We start from the raw sequence: 14,297 nt of genomic DNA, 5'->3' as shown, positions 1-14,297 counted from the left end.
GGGGGGGAAGACGTGTGTGTCGGTGGCCTAGCACAACCCGCACCCCCCCCCCCCCCCCCCCCCCCCCCCCCCCCCCCCCCCCCCCCCCCCCCTCGCCCCCCCCCCCCCCCCCCCCCCCCCCCCCCACGTCGATGGCCACGCCCGGCTCCACGTGGGTGCCGAGCCACGCGTGCTCGGCCCAGTAGGTCACCTGCACGCCAGGCCCTCCAGTACGTCGGCGAGTGCGGTCACTCCGGCCACGCAGTCGTCCTCGGCGGCCGTCTCGGCCGGCGAGTGCGAGACGCCCGTGGGGTTCCGCACGAACAGCATGGCGGTGGGAATGACGCCGGACAAAATCCCCGCGTCGTGTCCCGCGCCCGTCGGCAGCACGGGCACGCCGCCCAGCAGCTTGGCGAGCTCGTCGCGCAGGTCGTGGGCGAACTCCACGACGGGCGTGAACGACTCCCGGGTCACCCGGACGTCGACGCCGTCACGGGCGCCGCGCTCGACGGCGGCCTGCTCGATACCGGCGACGACGGCGGCGAGGGTCTCCTCGTCGGCCGCCCGGGAGTCCAGCCAGCCGCGCACGAGGGAGGCGATGGCGTTGACGCCGTTCGGCTCGACGCTGACCTTGCCGAACGTGGCCAGGGCGCCGGCGAGGCGGGCCCTCTTGCGCGCGGCCAGCACCGTGTTGGCGTAGGTCAGCATCGGGTCCCGGCGGTCCTCGATACGGGTGGTGCCGGCGTGGTTGGCCTCGCCGTGGAAGTCGAACCGCCAGCGGCCGTGCGGCCAGATCGCCGACGCCACGCCCACGGGGTGGGCGGTCTCCGCGAGGGCCCGGCCCTGCTCGACGTGCAGTTCGACGAAGGCGCCGATACGGGCGAGCCGCTCGGGGTCGGGGCCGATGGCCTCGGGGTCGTAGCCGGCGCGCTCCATGGCCTGGGCCAGGGAGACCCCGTCACCGTCCCGCAGCGCGTGGGCCGCGTCGAGCGTGAGCTGACCGGCGGTCAGCCGGGAGCCGACGCAGGCGAGGCCGAACCGGGCGCCCTCCTCGTCACCGAAGTTGACGATGGCGAGGGGGCGGCTCGGCGCGGCACCGCGGGCACGGAGCTCGTCGAGGGCGGCGAAGGACGACACGACGCCGAGGGGGCCGTCGAAGGCGCCGCCGTCGGGGACGGAGTCCAGGTGGGAGCCGGTGACGACGGCGTCCCCGGCGGCGGGGTCACCGAGCCAGGCCCACTGGTTGCCGTTGCGGTCGACCTCGTAGGTGAGGCCGCGCAGTTCCGCCTGTGAGCGGAACCACGAGCGGCAGTCGGCGTCGGCGCCGGTCCAGGCGTAGCGGCGGTAGCCGCCGGAGGCCGCGTCGCGGCCGACGGGGAGCAGGTCCCGCCACATCTCGTGGAACGAGGGCGTTGTGGGCAGTCGTTCCGCTGGGCTGGGGGCACCTCCCAGCGGTAGCTGGGGGAGGGTGGGCACAACGCCACCCGCACCCCGCAACGGTGCGTCCGCCCCACCGGGCGTTTCGCCGCCGGGTGCGGGGCTCACTCGCCCTCCCGCATGGGAACCCGCACGCCGCGGTCCTCCGCCACCGACTCCGCGATGTCGTAGCCGGCGTCCACGTGGCGGATCACACCCATGCCCGGGTCGTTCGTCAGGACGCGGCGGATCTTCTCACCGGCCAGGGCCGTGCCGTCGGCGACCGTGACCTGGCCCGCGTGGATCGAGCGGCCCATGCCGACGCCGCCGCCGTGGTGGATGGAGACCCAGGAGGCGCCGGAGGCGACGTTGACCATGGCGTTCAGCAGCGGCCAGTCGGCGATGGCGTCCGAGCCGTCGAGCATGGCCTCGGTCTCGCGGTAGGGCGAGGCCACCGAGCCGCAGTCGAGGTGGTCGCGGCCGATGACGAGGGGGGCCTGGAGGGTGCCGTCGGCCACCATCTCGTTGAAGCGCTCGCCGGCGCGGTCGCGCTCGCCGTAGCCGAGCCAGCAGATGCGCGCGGGCAGGCCCTGGAAGTGGACGCGCTCGCCGGCCATCTTGATCCAGCGGGCCAGGGACTCGTTCTCGGGGAAGAGGTCGAGCATGGCCTTGTCGGTGGCGGCGATGTCCTTGGGGTCGCCGGAGAGGGCGGCCCAGCGGAAGGGGCCCTTGCCCTCGCAGAAGAGGGGGCGGATGTAGGCGGGGACGAAGCCGGGGAAGTCGAAGGCGCGGGTGTAGCCGGCCAGCTGGGCCTCGCCGCGGATGGAGTTGCCGTAGTCGAAGACCTCGGCGCCGGCGTCCTGGAAGCCGACCATGGCCTCGACGTGCTTGGCCATGGACTCGCGGGCGCGCGTCGTGAAGTCGGCGGGCTTCTCGGCCGCGTAGGAGGCCATGTCGTCGAAGGAGACGCCGACGGGCAGGTACGACAGCGGGTCGTGGGCGCTCGTCTGGTCCGTCACGATGTCGATGGGCGCGTTCATCGCGAGGAGCTGCGGTACGAGCTCGGCGGCGTTGCCGAGGACGCCGATGGAGAGCGGGCGGCGGGCGTCACGTGCCTCGACGGCCAGCTGGAGGGCGTGGTCGAGGGAGTCGGCCTTGACGTCGAGGTAGCGGTGCTCGATGCGGCGCTCGATGGCGCGCGGGTCGCAGTCGACGCAGATCGCGACGCCGTCGTTCATGGTGACGGCCAGCGGCTGGGCGCCGCCCATGCCGCCGAGGCCGGCGGTCAGGGTGATGGTGCCGGCGAGGGTGCCGCCGAACTTCTTGGCGGCGACGGCGGCGAAGGTCTCGTAGGTGCCCTGGAGGATGCCCTGGGTGCCGATGTAGATCCAGGAGCCGGCCGTCATCTGGCCGTACATGGTGAGGCCGAGGTGCTCCAGGCGGCGGAACTCCTCCCAGTTGGCCCAGTCGCCGACGAGGTTGGAGTTGGCGAGGAGGACGCGCGGGGCCCACTCGTGGGTCTGCATGACGCCGACCGGGCGGCCGGACTGGACGAGCATGGTCTCGTCCTGCTTGAGGGTCTGCAGGGTGCGGACCATGGCGTCGAAGGAGCGCCAGTCGCGGGCGGCCTTGCCGGTGCCGCCGTAGACGACGAGCTTGTCGGGGTGCTCGGCCACCTCGGGGTCGAGGTTGTTCTGCAGCATCCGCAGTGCGGCTTCCTGCTGCCAGCCCCGGGTGCTGAGCTCGGTGCCTCGCGCTGCTCGTACGGGTCGCGGTCCTGACATGGGCGCTGCCTCCCTGGCTCTCTTCCCTCGTTCTGAATAGAACACTGCACAGTGTGTGTGGCTGAATAGCGCTAGTCAACAGGTGAACCGGACATCGCCGGGACCGTGGCACGGACCGCGCGGCGGTGGTGGAGTGGTCGCATGGGCCTCGGTGGGAGCACGATCGGCGCACGGCGGGACGCGGCGGTGCGGGAAGCGGTGCGGCAGGGTCTGGTCACGGCGGAGCGGCCGGTCGCGGGGCTGCTGGACGTGCGCGGCATCCGCGAGGCGGCCGCCGGCCTGCGGGCGGCCTTCGCCGGCACCGACGTGCTCCACGCCTTCGCGGTGAAGGCCGCGCCCCTGGTGCCGGTGCTGCGGCTGCTGGCCGGGGAGGGGCTGGGCGCGGAGGTCGCGAGCCCCGGCGAGCTGGCGCTGGCCCGGGCGGCGGGGGTGCCGGCGGAGCGCATGGTGCTGGACTCTCCCGCCAAGACCACCGCCGAGCTGCGCGAGGCGCTCGCGCTGGGGCTGGCCGTCAACGCCGACAGCCGCGAGGAGCTGGCGCGGCTGGACGCGCTGCTGGCCGGCCCCGGGGCGCCGGCCGCCCCGGCCGTCGGCGTACGGATCAATCCCCAGGTCGGCGGTGGCAGCATCGGGGCGCTCAGCACCGCCACCGCCACATCGAAGTTCGGTGTGCCGCTGCGCGACCCGGGGGCGCGGGAGTGGCTGGTGCGGGCCTACGCCGAGCGGCCGTGGCTGACCCGGGCGCACGCCCACGTCGGGTCGCAGGGGTGTCCGCTGGAGCTCATGGCGGCGGGCGTGCGGGAGGTCCACGCGCTGGCCGAGGAGATCAACCGCGTGGTGGGCGGGCGGCGGGTCCGGGTCGTCGACATCGGCGGCGGCCTGCCGGTGAACTTCGCCTCGGACGACGTCACGCCCACCCACGCCGACTACGCGCGGCTGCTGGCCGCCGAGGTGCCGGGGCTGTTCGGGGGCGACTACGCGCTGGTGACCGAGTTCGGCCGGTCGCTGCTGGCCAAGAGCGGGCTGATCCTGTCCCGGGTGGAGTACACCAAGGACGCCGGGGGCCGCCGGATCGCGGTCGCGCACGCGGGCGCGCAGGTGGCCGTGCGCACCGTCTTCGCGCCCGGCTCGTGGCCGCTGCGGATCGCGGTGTACGACGGGCGGGGGCTGCCGAAGGACGGGGAGCCGGTGCCGCAGGACGTGGCGGGGCCGTGCTGCTTCGCGGGCGACCTGGTCGCGGTGGAGCGGCCGCTGCCCCGCATCGAGGCGGGGGACCACGTCGCCCTGCTCGACACCGGCGCGTACTACTTCTCGAACCACTACGCGTACAACACGCTCCCCCGCCCCGGCGTCTACGGCTACGCCCCCGCCCGGGCGGACGGCGGCGCGCCGGAGGTGCGCTTCGCGACCGTCCGGCCGCCGCAGACCCTGGCGGAGCTGGTGGCCGAGGGCGGCGCCGCGCGCGCCGCGGACCTCAGCGCGCTGCGCTGACGGCGGCCCCGCCGCGGGCCGTACGGTGCCGGCGCCGGGCGCCGCCCGGCAGCGCGTCGCCCGCGCCGGTGCCGGTGGTGAGGTAGCCGCGCACGTCCTTGGCGGCGGGGCTGCCCTGCGCCCGTTCGGTGCGCACCCACAGCAGGACGCCGGCGGCGCGCTCCAGCCCGCCCAGCCACCGGGCCTTGGCCCACAGGCCGGCGGCGGCGCCGGCCAGCGCCAGGCCGGCCGCGGCGGGCACCGCGAACGACGACCCGACGGCGACGAGGAAGGCGGCCACGAGCCACCAGCGGCGCGCCCGGCCCCAGTTGCGCAGGGTCACGGCGCGGTCCTGCAGGAACACCTGGCGCCCGGCGCGCGTGGCGCCGCGCGCCAGCTCGGCGTAGCGCCCGCGGCGCGCCAGGAAGGCGGCGGCCGCCGCGACGACGAACAGCGCCGCGCCCACCAGCAGCCCGGTCCGGCGCCCGGCGAGGCCCGGCACCAGTGCGCCGAGGCCCGCGCCCAGGACGCCCACCGCGCCCAGCCGGCGGGCCGGGGCCCGCACGATCACGGCCACCCGCGCCAGCGCGTACGACCCGTGTGTCACCTCGAATACCTCCTCGTGGCCCGTCCCGCACCGGCACGCTAGCCAAGGAATCTGAGGACCGGCTGAGAACGGCGCCGGCGTCACCCGTCCTCCGCTGTCATACCCCGGTATCACCGCGGGTTGGCACCGTCGTATCTCGTGTTCCCGGCCGGCCGGTCCGTACGGTCGTGGCGGCACCGGGTCGACGGGAGGAGCGGTCATGCGGAGCGAGGAACGGGCGGCACTGCGGCGGCGGGCGCTGCTGGCGGCGGGGGCACTGGCCCTGACCGGTCTGCTGAGCGCGTTCGCGCCGCCGGCGGGCGCCGCGCCGGGCACCACCGCACCGACCGGGGCGGCCCGGGCGGGGCTTCCCGCGCCCACCGGCCCGTACGCCGTGGGCACCGCCGTGCGGCACCTGACCGACCCGGACCGGAAGGACCCCTGGCACCCGGAGCGCGGGCACCGCGAGGTGATGGTGAGCTTCTTCTACCCGGCCGCCGGGCGGGCCGGCGGCGGGGACACCGCGCCGCACATGGAGGCCCGCGCGGCCGCCCACTTCGGCTCCGCGGACGGGGCGGGGCACCGGTCGTACGGGGTGCCCGCCGGGGCGGCCGACTGGGCGGCCACCCGCACCCACGCGCGCCCCGAGGCGCCCGTCGCCGCGGGGGCGCGGTCCCTGCCGGTGGTGCTGTACTCGGCGGGCCTGGGCGATCCGCGCACGTGGAACACCTCGCTCGTCGAGGACCTGGCGTCCCGCGGCTACGTGGTGGTGACGGTCGACCACACCTACGACGCGTCCGAGGTGACCCTGCCCGGCGGACGGCCGGCGGTCTCCGTCCTGCCGGAGCTGGCCGGGCGGCCGGACACGGACGCCGGCGCGGTGCTGCGCACGGCGATGGCGGCGCGGGTCGGCGACGCCCGCTTCGTGCTGGACGCCCTGGAGGGCCGCCGGGCGCACCGGCCGGAGCTGCCGCGCGGCCTGGCCGGCGCGCTGGACCTCCGGCGGGTGGCCGCGGTGGGCCACTCGGCGGGAGGCTTCACGGCCCTTCAGGCACTGCGCGACGACCCCCGGGTGCTGGCCGCCGTCAACATGGACGGGACGCTGGCCTTCCCCCGCCGGGACGGCGGCGAGGACCTCTCGGAGGTGGCCCGCGACGGTGTGGACCGGCCGTTCCTGCTGATGGGGACGGACGCGAAGGACTCCGGCCCGTACGACCGGCAGCCGTCCTGGAAGGGGCTGTGGGAGCACTCGCGCGGCTGGCGCGGCGATGTGACGCTGACGGGCTCGGAGCACGGCGCGTACACCGACGCGGCGCCGCTGCTGCCGCGGCTCGCGCGGCGGGGGGCGGTGCCGTGGGAGACCGTGCGCGAGGCCGTCGGCACGGTCGGGCCGGAGCGGGCCACCGAGGCGACGCGGGCCTACGTGGCGTCGTTCCTCGACCGCTTCCTGCGCGACCGGGACGACCACCTGCTGGACGGGCCGTCGGCACGCTTCCCCGAGATGCGGTACTCGCGCTGACACCCCTTCACGCGGCTCGTCACTCCACGAAGAGCCCTCGCGCCGCCGCCTTGGCGTCGAACTCCTCCAGGCGCGCCTGCGCCTCCGGCAGCGCGTCGCACATGGCCTCCAGCAGCACGCGGCCCAGCAGCATCGGGGCGCAGGCGGTGTCGAAGGCCAGGCCGGTGCCGACGGCGGCGGGCAGCAGGAGGTCGCTGTGGCGGGCGACGGGGGCGAAGGTGGAGTCCGCGACGGTGACGACCGTCAGGCCGACGCTCCGCGCGTACTCCAGGGCCTCGACGACCTCGCGGGGGTGGCGGGGCAGCGCGAAGCAGAGCAGGGCGCTCGCGCCGGCCCGGACGGCGGCGTCGACACGGTCGACGAGGAGCGTGCCGCCCTCGTCGAGGAGCCGTACGTCGGGGTGGACCTTGCGGGCGAAGTAGGCGAAGCCGGTCGCCTGCGCCGCGGCGGCGCGCAGGCCGAGGACGGGCAGCGGGCGGGAGGCGGCCAGCAGCCGCCCGGCCCGGGCGACGGGGGTGGGGTCGGCGAGCAGGGAGGCGAGGTGGCGGAGGTTGTCGATCTCGGCGTGGACGGCCTGCTGGTACTCGTTGAACGAGCTCTCGGAGGGCGCCTCGGCGGCGGGGACCACGTCCCGCAGGTGCCGGCGCAGGGCGGGGTAGCCGTCGAAGCCCAGGGCGACGGCGAAGCGGGTCACCGACGGCTGGCTGACGCCGGCGAGGTCGGCGAGCTCCACGCTGGAGAGGAAGGGCGCGTCGCTGGCGCGGCGCACCATGCAGTGGGCGATGCGGCGCTGGGTGGGCGTCAGCCGGTGCCCCTCGAAGAGCTTCTGCAGCCGTGCGACGGCTTCCGGTTCGCTCCCGGTCTCGCTCATGACCCTCCTTGACCATTCATTCCGCCCGTACCCTGCATGGAATTATGCAGGGTACGGGCGGGGCCGCGCCCCTACAGGGGCGGCAGCAGCTTCTTCTGCGGCTTGCCCATCGCGTTGCGCGGCAGCGCCTCCATGAAGCGGATGCGGCGCGGCCGCTTGTGGACGGAGAGGTGTCCCGCCACGAAGTCGATCAGGTCGCGCTCGCCCACGCCGTCGGCCACCACATAGGCGACGATCTCCTGGCCCAGGTCGTCGTGCGGCACCCCGACGACCGCCGCCTCGCTGACCGCCGGGTGGTCCAGCAGGGCGTTCTCCACCTCGCCGGCACCGATCCGGTAGCCGCCGGACTTGATCAGGTCGGTCGAGGCGCGGCCCACGATGCGGTGGGAGCCGTCCTCGTCGACGGCGGCGATGTCGCCCGTGCGGAAGAACCCGTCGGCCGTGAACGAGGCCGCGGTGGCCTCCGGCCGGCCGAGGTAGCCGGAGAACAGCGTGGGACCGGACACCTCCAGCTCCCCGATGCCGCCCTCCTCCCCGGTGGCGACCACCCGGGTCCGTACGCCCGGCAGCGGCACCCCCACCGAGCCCTGGCGGCGGTCGCCGTCCGCCCGCGTGGAGATGGTGATCAGCGTCTCGGTCATGCCGTACCGCTCGACGGGCCGCTGCCCGGTGAGCGCCTCGAGCTCCCGGAAGACCGGGGCCGGCAGCGCGGCGCTGCCCGACACCAGCAGCCGGGCGCCGGCGAGGGCGCGCGCGGCCGTGTGGTCGCGGACCACCCGCGACCACACCGTCGGCACGCCGAAGTACAGGCTGCCGCCCGCCGCCGCGTACGCCTCCGGCGTCGGGCGGCCCGTGTGCACCAGGCGGCAGCCGGTGCGCAGCGCGCCCAGGACGCCCAGCACGAGGCCGTGGACGTGGAACAGCGGCAGGCCGTGCACCAGGGTGTCGTCGGCCGTCCACCGCCACGCCTCGGCGAGCCCGTCGAGGCCCGCCGCGACGGCGCCGCGCGGGATGAGGGCGCCCTTGGGGGCGCCGGTGGTGCCGGAGGTGTAAAGGACGAACGCGGTCGACTTCGGGTCCGGCTCGGGGCCGGACCAGCCGGCGCGCTCCCGCAGGTCGACCGGCACGTCCTCGCCGAGGACCAGCTCGGCCCCGGAGTCGCGCAGGACGTGGTCGCGCTCGGCGGGGCCCGCGTCGGGCGGCAGCGGCACCACGGGCACGCCCGCGAGCAGGCCGCCGACGACCGCGGCGACCGTCTCCGGGGTGGCCTCGGCGCGGACGGCCACGGACGCGGCGCCGGCGATCCGCGAGGCCACCGCGCCCGCCGCGCCCAGCAGTTCCTCCCGGGACATCGGCCGCCCGGCGATGGTGAGCGCGTCCCCGCGATCGGCGGCGTCCGCCGCCGCGAGGGACCTCAGCAGGGGTGGGGTGGTCACGGACTCGCTCCTTCCCGTGGGGTGCCCGGGGGACACCCCCTCTGCGGATACGGGTGCTGGCCCCAGCGACGCGGGGCCTCGAACGACCGTACCGTCGACGGCATGACGGTCCGTGACACGGAACTGAAGAAAGAACTCGACGCGACCCTGCAGACCCGCGCGGAGCTGGGGCCGGAGTACGAGCAGGAACTCCTCGACGCCTTCCTGGAGAAGGTCGAGGACCGGATCGGACGGACCGTGGACGCCACGGCCGAGCGGGAGGTGCGCCGCCTGCTGGCGGAGCACCGGATGGCGCGGGCCCGGGGCGGCCGGCCCGGCGACGGCCCGGGCACGGGCACCTTCGGGGAGCGCTTCGGCTTCGCGGCGGTCTCGCTGGTGCTGGCCGTGCCGCTGTCGGCGATCGGCGCGGTCAACGCCGGGCTGGCCGGGCTGCTGGTGACGTGGGCGGGCGTGGTGGGCGTCAACGTCGCCCAGGCCGGGGTGCCCTGGTGGCGGCGCGCGAGGGACGAGCGGGCCGGCGATCCGGCCTGACTCCCCGCCAGGGCCGGGAAGCGCGCGGCCGGTCGCCGGTGAGCGATTGCCGCGGGGCCGCCGCACCCCGGCCGGAGCCGGGGTCGGGACGACGGCGGTCCCCACGCGGACACGGGCGGACCCCCGCGGGGTCCGCGTTCCGCGTCCGGCGGCCGGGTCCGGGAGCCGCTCCGAAGGTCCTGCCGCCGCAATCGGACTGCCGGCCGGGCGGGGTGCCGCCCTCACCGGCACCTCTCACCATGCCAGGGCCGTGTTAAGCCCACGCTGCGCGCACGTGACGCGCGCGTGCCGTTCACGGACCGGCGGGCGGCCGGGAGCCGAACGGGCCCGGCGGGACCCGTTCGGACCCGACCGGGCCCGAACGTGCCTACTTGGTGTGGCCGTTGTGACCCTCGGCCAGGAAGGCCAGCAGGTCCTGACGGCTCACCACGCCGGTCGGCTTGCCCTCGACCAGCACGATGGCCGCGTCCGCGTCACCGAGCACGGCCATCAGGTCCGCGACCGGCTCGCCGGAGCCGACCTGCGGCAGCGGCGCGCTCATGTGCTTCTCCAGCGGGTCCGTGAGCGAGGCGCGCTGGGCGAACAGGGCGTCCAGCAGGTCGCGTTCGACGACCGAGCCGATGACCTCGGCGGCCATCACGTCGGGGTGGCCGGCGCCAGGCTTGACGATCGGCATCTGCGAGACGCCGTACTCACGCAGCACCTCGATGGCCTCGCCCACGGTCTCCTCGGGGTGCATGTGCACCAGCGAGGGGATGCCGCCGTCCTTGCGGCGCAGCACGTCGCCGACGCGGGCGGCGTCGCCGGGCTCCTCCAGGAAGCCGTAGTCGGCCATCCACTCGTCGTTGAAGATCTTGCTCAGGTAGCCGCGGCCGCTGTCGGGCAGCAGGACGACGACCACGTCGTCCGGGCCGAGCCGCTTGGCGACCTCCAGCGCGCTGACGACCGCCATGCCGCAGGAACCGCCGACGAGGAGGCCCTCCTCCTTGGCCAGGCGGCGGGTCATCTGGAAGGCGTCCTTGTCGGAGACCGCGATGATCTCGTCGGTGACCGTGCCGTCGTAGGCGGACGGCCAGAAGTCCTCACCGACGCCCTCGATCAGATACGGACGGCCGGAACCGCCGCTGTAGACCGAGCCCTCGGGGTCGGAGCCGATGACCTTCACCCGGCCGTCGCTGACCTCCTTGAGGTAGCGGCCGGTGCCGCTGATGGTGCCGCCGGTGCCGACGCCCGCCACGAAGTGGGTGATCTTCCCCTCGGTCTGCTCCCACAGCTCCGGACCGGTGGAGTAGTAGTGCGACAGGGGGTTGTTGGGGTTGCTGTACTGGTCCGGCTTCCAGGCGTTGGGCGTCTCGCGGACCAGGCGGTCGGAGACGTTGTAGTAGGAGTCCGGGTGCTCGGGGTCGACCGCGGTGGGGCAGACCACGACCTCGGCGCCGTAGGCACGCAGCACGTTGATCTTGTCCGTGGAGACCTTGTCGGGGCAGACGAAGATGCACTTGTAGCCCTTCTGCTGGGCCACGATCGCCAGACCCACGCCCGTGTTGCCGGAGGTCGGCTCCACGATCGTGCCACCGGGCTTCAGCTCGCCGGACTTCTCGGCGGCCTCGATCATCCGCAGGGCGATGCGGTCCTTGACCGAACCGCCGGGATTGAAGTACTCGACCTTGGCCAGCACGGTCGCCTGAATGCCTTCGGTCACGTTGTTGAGCTTCACGAGCGGGGTGTTGCCAACAAGCTCAATCATCGAATCGCGATACTGCACGGTGATCTCCGCGGTCGGGGGCACTAGCGGTCGTCGCGTGCCCATACCGCCAGCCTATTGCGCGTGCGGCCGCGACCGCGGCGGTTGCACGGGGCCACCGGCGGGGCAACCTGCTGGTAACGCCCTCGGCCCAAGGCCTCGGGCGGCTTCGTGAAGCTTCTATGAAGTGTTTGTAAAACGGCTTGTGAACGTGGTTTCGTGGCGCGAAGGAGGCCGGCCGATGTCCATGTCGAGGGCGAGGGTCGCGCGGCGGATCGCGGCCGCGGCGGCGTACGGGGGCGGCGGCGCGGGGCTGCTCGGCGGCGCCGCGCTGGGCGTCCTGCTCACGGAGGTCGCGCTGGCCCGCCGCGTGGTCGGCGGCCACAACGACGCCCCGCCCCACGCCGACGGCCGCTACGGCTCCGCGTTCGTGCACCGCCTGGGCCGCGAGCCGCTGCTGCTGGGCGTCCTGGGCGACTCCACGGCGGCCGGCCAGGGCGTGCACCGCCCCCGGCAGACCCCGGGCGCGCTGCTGGCCTCGGGCCTGGCGGCGGTCGCGGAGCGCCCCGTCGAGCTGCGCACCGTCGCCCTGTCCGGCGCCCAGTCCTACGACCTCGAACGCCAGGTCACCCAGGTCCTCTCGCTCCCCGACGGCGTCCCCGACGTCTGCGTGATCATGATCGGGGCCAACGACGTCACCCACCGGGTGCCCTACGCCCGCTCCGTGCGGCTGCTGTCGGAGGCGGTGCGCCGGCTGCGCGACGCGGGCTGCGAGGTGGTCGTGGGCACCTGCCCCGACCTGGGCACGATCGAGCCGGTCTACCAGCCGCTGCGCTGGCTGGCCCGGCGACTGAGCCGCCAGCTGGCGGCGGCCCAGACGATAGGGGTGCTCCAGGCGGGCGGGCGCACGGTCTCGCTGGGCGACCTGCTGGGCCCGGAGTTCGCGGCCAACCCGCGCGAGCTGTTCGGGCCGGACAACTACCACCCCTCCGCCGAGGGCTACGCCACGGCCGCCATGGCCGTGCTGCCCACGCTCTGCGCGACCCTGGGCCTGTGGCCCGAGGACGAGCGGCCGGACGCCGCCCGCCGCGAGGGCATCCTGCCGGTGGCCACGGCGGCCGCCCAGGCGGCGGCCGAGGGCGGTACGGAGGTCACGGCGACGGCCCGCGGCCGCTGGGCCCTGCTCAAGCACCGCAAGCGCCGCCGGCTGCCCGCCCACACCGAGGCCGCCGAGCAGTCCGCCCCCGGTCGTACCCTGTGAGCGTGTGAGCAAGCGCTTGGAAAGAGTCCCGCATCACAGCCCGCAGATCGTGACCAGAGGGCTACGGGCGGGTAACTTCCCGGACGTCAGCCCTCTCGCGCCCTTGGAGCCGTGATGCCCGAAGCCGTGATCGTCTCAACCGCCCGCTCCCCCATCGGACGCGCCTTCAAGGGCTCCCTGAAGGACATGCGGCCAGACGACCTCACCGCCGCGATCATCCAGGCGGCGCTCGACAAGGTCCCCGGCCTCGACCCGCGCGAGATCGACGACCTGATGCTCGGCTGCGGCCTGCCCGGCGGCGAGCAGGGCCACAACCTCGGCCGGATCGTGGCCGTGCAGATGGGCATGGACCACCTGCCCGCCACCACGATCACCCGCTACTGCGCCTCCTCGCTCCAGACCACCCGCATGGCGCTGCACGCCATCAAGGCGGGCGAGGGCGACGTCTTCATCTCGGCCGGCGTGGAGACCGTCTCCCGCTCGGTCAACGGCTCCTCCGACGGCATGCCGGGCACCCACAACCCGCTCTTCGCCGACGCCGAGGCCCGTACGGCCGCCCGCGCCGAGCAGGGCGGCGAAGGCTGGCACGACCCGCGCGAGGACGGCCTGGTCCCGGACGCGTACATCGCGATGGGCCAGACCGCCGAGAACCTCGCCCGCCTCAAGGGCGTCACCCGCGAGGACATGGACGAGTTCGGCGTCCGCTCGCAGAACCTCGCCGAGCAGGCGATCGCCAAGGGCTTCTGGCAGCGCGAGATCACCCCGGTGACGCTGCCCGACGGCACGGTCGTCTCCATGGACGACGGCCCGCGCGCGGGCGTGACCATGGAGGGCGTGGCGGGCCTCAAGCCGGTCTTCCGCCCCGACGGCCTGGTCACCGCCGGCAACTGCTGCCCGCTCAACGACGGCGCCGCCGCCCTGGTGATCATGTCCGACACCAAGGCCCGGGAGCTGGGGCTGACCCCGCTCGCCCGCGTCGTCTCCACCGGCGTCTCGGCGCTCTCGCCGGAGATCATGGGCTACGGCCCGGTGGAGGCCAGCAAGCAGGCCCTGAAGCGGGCCGGCCTGACGATCGGCGACATCGACCTGGTCGAGATCAACGAGGCCTTCGCCGCGCAGGTGATCCCCTCCTACCGCGACCTGGGCATCGACATCGACCGGCTGAACGTCAACGGTGGCGCCATCGCCGTCGGCCACCCGTTCGGCATGACGGGCGCGCGCATCACGACCACGCTGATCAATTCGCTCCAGTTCCACGACAAGCAGTTCGGCCTGGAGACGATGTGTGTGGGTGGCGGCCAGGGCATGGCGATGGTGATCGAGCGGCTGAGCTGAGCCGCAGCGGAGGGTAGGGGTCGCCTGAGGAACGAAGGCGGCACCTGCCCGCAGCGGAGGCGAAGCTCAGCGCGACCACAAGCACGAGCGGCTGAGCTGAGCCGCAGCGGAGGGTAGGGGTCGCCTGAGGAACGAAGGCGGCACCTGCCCGCAGCGGAGGCGAAGCTCAGCGCGACCACAAGCACGAGCGGTTGAGCTAATGGCTGGGTGATGCAGGGCCCCCGGCAACTGCCAGGAGCACCCGTCACGGACCTTGCCGAAACGTGACCGAATCTCCCCCAGGATGTGACCAACGTCCCGGGGGAGATTCGTTTCCGCAGGTCAGAGTGGTTGAAGGTAGAACGTCCCGGACCTAAGTCCCGCCC

The 14,297-nt window shown here is 74.7% G+C and carries 11 protein-coding genes; 5 read left to right on the top strand and 6 right to left on the bottom strand.

The window, feature by feature from the left end; genetic code table 11:
* Positions 1-186: 186 nt before the first annotated feature.
* Both AC07BS_RS26075 and hutU read right to left on the bottom strand, forming a co-directional pair.
* Positions 187-1,374 carry an allantoate amidohydrolase gene (locus tag AC07BS_RS26075; RefSeq protein ID WP_478934665.1) on the bottom strand — a complete coding sequence of 396 codons (1,188 nt, stop codon included), beginning with the start codon at positions 1,372-1,374 and terminating at the stop codon, positions 187-189.
* Between the two features lie 146 nt (positions 1,375-1,520).
* Positions 1,521-3,179 carry a urocanate hydratase gene (gene hutU, locus AC07BS_RS26070; RefSeq protein WP_478649995.1) on the bottom strand — a complete coding sequence of 553 codons (1,659 nt, stop codon included), beginning with the start codon at positions 3,177-3,179 and terminating at the stop codon, positions 1,521-1,523.
* Positions 3,180-3,320: 141 nt separating this feature from the next.
* On the opposite strand from hutU, the gene AC07BS_RS26065 reads away from it, so the two are divergent.
* Positions 3,321-4,670, top strand: a complete 1,350-nt coding sequence (locus AC07BS_RS26065) for a type III PLP-dependent enzyme domain-containing protein (RefSeq protein WP_478934664.1) — start codon at positions 3,321-3,323, stop codon at positions 4,668-4,670.
* Here the strand turns inward: AC07BS_RS26065 and AC07BS_RS26060 are convergent.
* Positions 4,654-5,256 (bottom strand): hypothetical protein, encoded by a 603-nt coding sequence (locus AC07BS_RS26060; protein ID WP_478649990.1) that lies wholly within the window; start codon positions 5,254-5,256, stop codon positions 4,654-4,656. The genes AC07BS_RS26065 and AC07BS_RS26060 overlap by 17 nt on opposite strands.
* Positions 5,257-5,455: 199 nt before the next feature.
* Here AC07BS_RS26060 and AC07BS_RS26055 point away from each other — a divergent pair, with 199 nt between their 5' ends.
* Positions 5,456-6,754, top strand: a complete 1,299-nt coding sequence (locus AC07BS_RS26055) for an alpha/beta hydrolase family protein (RefSeq protein ID WP_478934663.1) — start codon at positions 5,456-5,458, stop codon at positions 6,752-6,754.
* A gap of 19 nt (positions 6,755-6,773) precedes the next feature.
* Here AC07BS_RS26055 and AC07BS_RS26050 read toward each other — a convergent pair whose 3' ends face one another.
* Together AC07BS_RS26050 and AC07BS_RS26045 are read right to left on the bottom strand one after the other, a co-directional pair.
* Entirely contained in the window at positions 6,774-7,625 is an 852-nt protein-coding gene (locus tag AC07BS_RS26050; RefSeq protein ID WP_478934662.1) for a MurR/RpiR family transcriptional regulator, read from the bottom strand.
* A 71-nt stretch (positions 7,626-7,696) separates the two neighbouring features.
* Positions 7,697-9,061: an acyl-CoA synthetase gene (locus AC07BS_RS26045; RefSeq protein WP_478649982.1), complete on the bottom strand. Its 1,365-nt coding sequence runs from the start codon at positions 9,059-9,061 to the stop codon at positions 7,697-7,699.
* Between the two features lie 102 nt (positions 9,062-9,163).
* Here AC07BS_RS26045 and AC07BS_RS26040 point away from each other — a divergent pair, with 102 nt between their 5' ends.
* Positions 9,164-9,592, top strand: coding sequence for a hypothetical protein (locus tag AC07BS_RS26040; protein WP_478649979.1), 429 nt, complete (start codon positions 9,164-9,166; stop codon positions 9,590-9,592).
* A gap of 367 nt (positions 9,593-9,959) precedes the next feature.
* On the opposite strand, the gene AC07BS_RS26035 is transcribed toward AC07BS_RS26040, so the two are convergent.
* Positions 9,960-11,357, bottom strand: a complete 1,398-nt coding sequence (locus AC07BS_RS26035; RefSeq protein ID WP_478649976.1) for a cystathionine beta-synthase — start codon at positions 11,355-11,357, stop codon at positions 9,960-9,962.
* 220 nt (positions 11,358-11,577) lie between these two features.
* Between AC07BS_RS26035 and AC07BS_RS26030 the strand changes: the two genes are divergently transcribed.
* Positions 11,578-12,597 (top strand): SGNH/GDSL hydrolase family protein, encoded by a 1,020-nt coding sequence (locus AC07BS_RS26030; protein ID WP_478649973.1) that lies wholly within the window; start codon positions 11,578-11,580, stop codon positions 12,595-12,597.
* A gap of 114 nt (positions 12,598-12,711) precedes the next feature.
* Positions 12,712-13,932 carry an acetyl-CoA C-acetyltransferase gene (locus AC07BS_RS26025; protein WP_478649971.1) on the top strand — a complete coding sequence of 407 codons (1,221 nt, stop codon included), beginning with the start codon at positions 12,712-12,714 and terminating at the stop codon, positions 13,930-13,932.
* Positions 13,933-14,297 lie beyond the last annotated feature (365 nt).

The organism is Streptomyces sp. NPDC044063, assembly GCF_056434285.1.
The sequence above is the reverse complement of the archived record's forward strand: the minus strand, read 5'-3'. Positions and strand labels throughout refer to the sequence as shown.

What these genes read in the sequence shown, in the direction of transcription:
- AC07BS_RS26075 (WP_478934665.1), bottom strand. Translation starts at nt 1,374, where the DNA reads ATGTGGCGGGACCTGCTCCCCGTCGGCCGCGACGCGGCCTCCGGCGGC.
- hutU (WP_478649995.1), bottom strand. Translation starts at nt 3,179, where the DNA reads ATGTCAGGACCGCGACCCGTACGAGCAGCGCGAGGCACCGAGCTCAGC.
- AC07BS_RS26065 (WP_478934664.1), top strand. Translation starts at nt 3,321, where the DNA reads ATGGGCCTCGGTGGGAGCACGATCGGCGCACGGCGGGACGCGGCGGTG.
- AC07BS_RS26055 (WP_478934663.1), top strand. Translation starts at nt 5,456, where the DNA reads ATGCGGAGCGAGGAACGGGCGGCACTGCGGCGGCGGGCGCTGCTGGCG.
- AC07BS_RS26050 (WP_478934662.1), bottom strand. Translation starts at nt 7,625, where the DNA reads ATGAGCGAGACCGGGAGCGAACCGGAAGCCGTCGCACGGCTGCAGAAG.
- AC07BS_RS26040 (WP_478649979.1), top strand. Translation starts at nt 9,164, where the DNA reads ATGACGGTCCGTGACACGGAACTGAAGAAAGAACTCGACGCGACCCTG.
- AC07BS_RS26030 (WP_478649973.1), top strand. Translation starts at nt 11,578, where the DNA reads ATGTCCATGTCGAGGGCGAGGGTCGCGCGGCGGATCGCGGCCGCGGCG.
- AC07BS_RS26025 (WP_478649971.1), top strand. Translation starts at nt 12,712, where the DNA reads ATGCCCGAAGCCGTGATCGTCTCAACCGCCCGCTCCCCCATCGGACGC.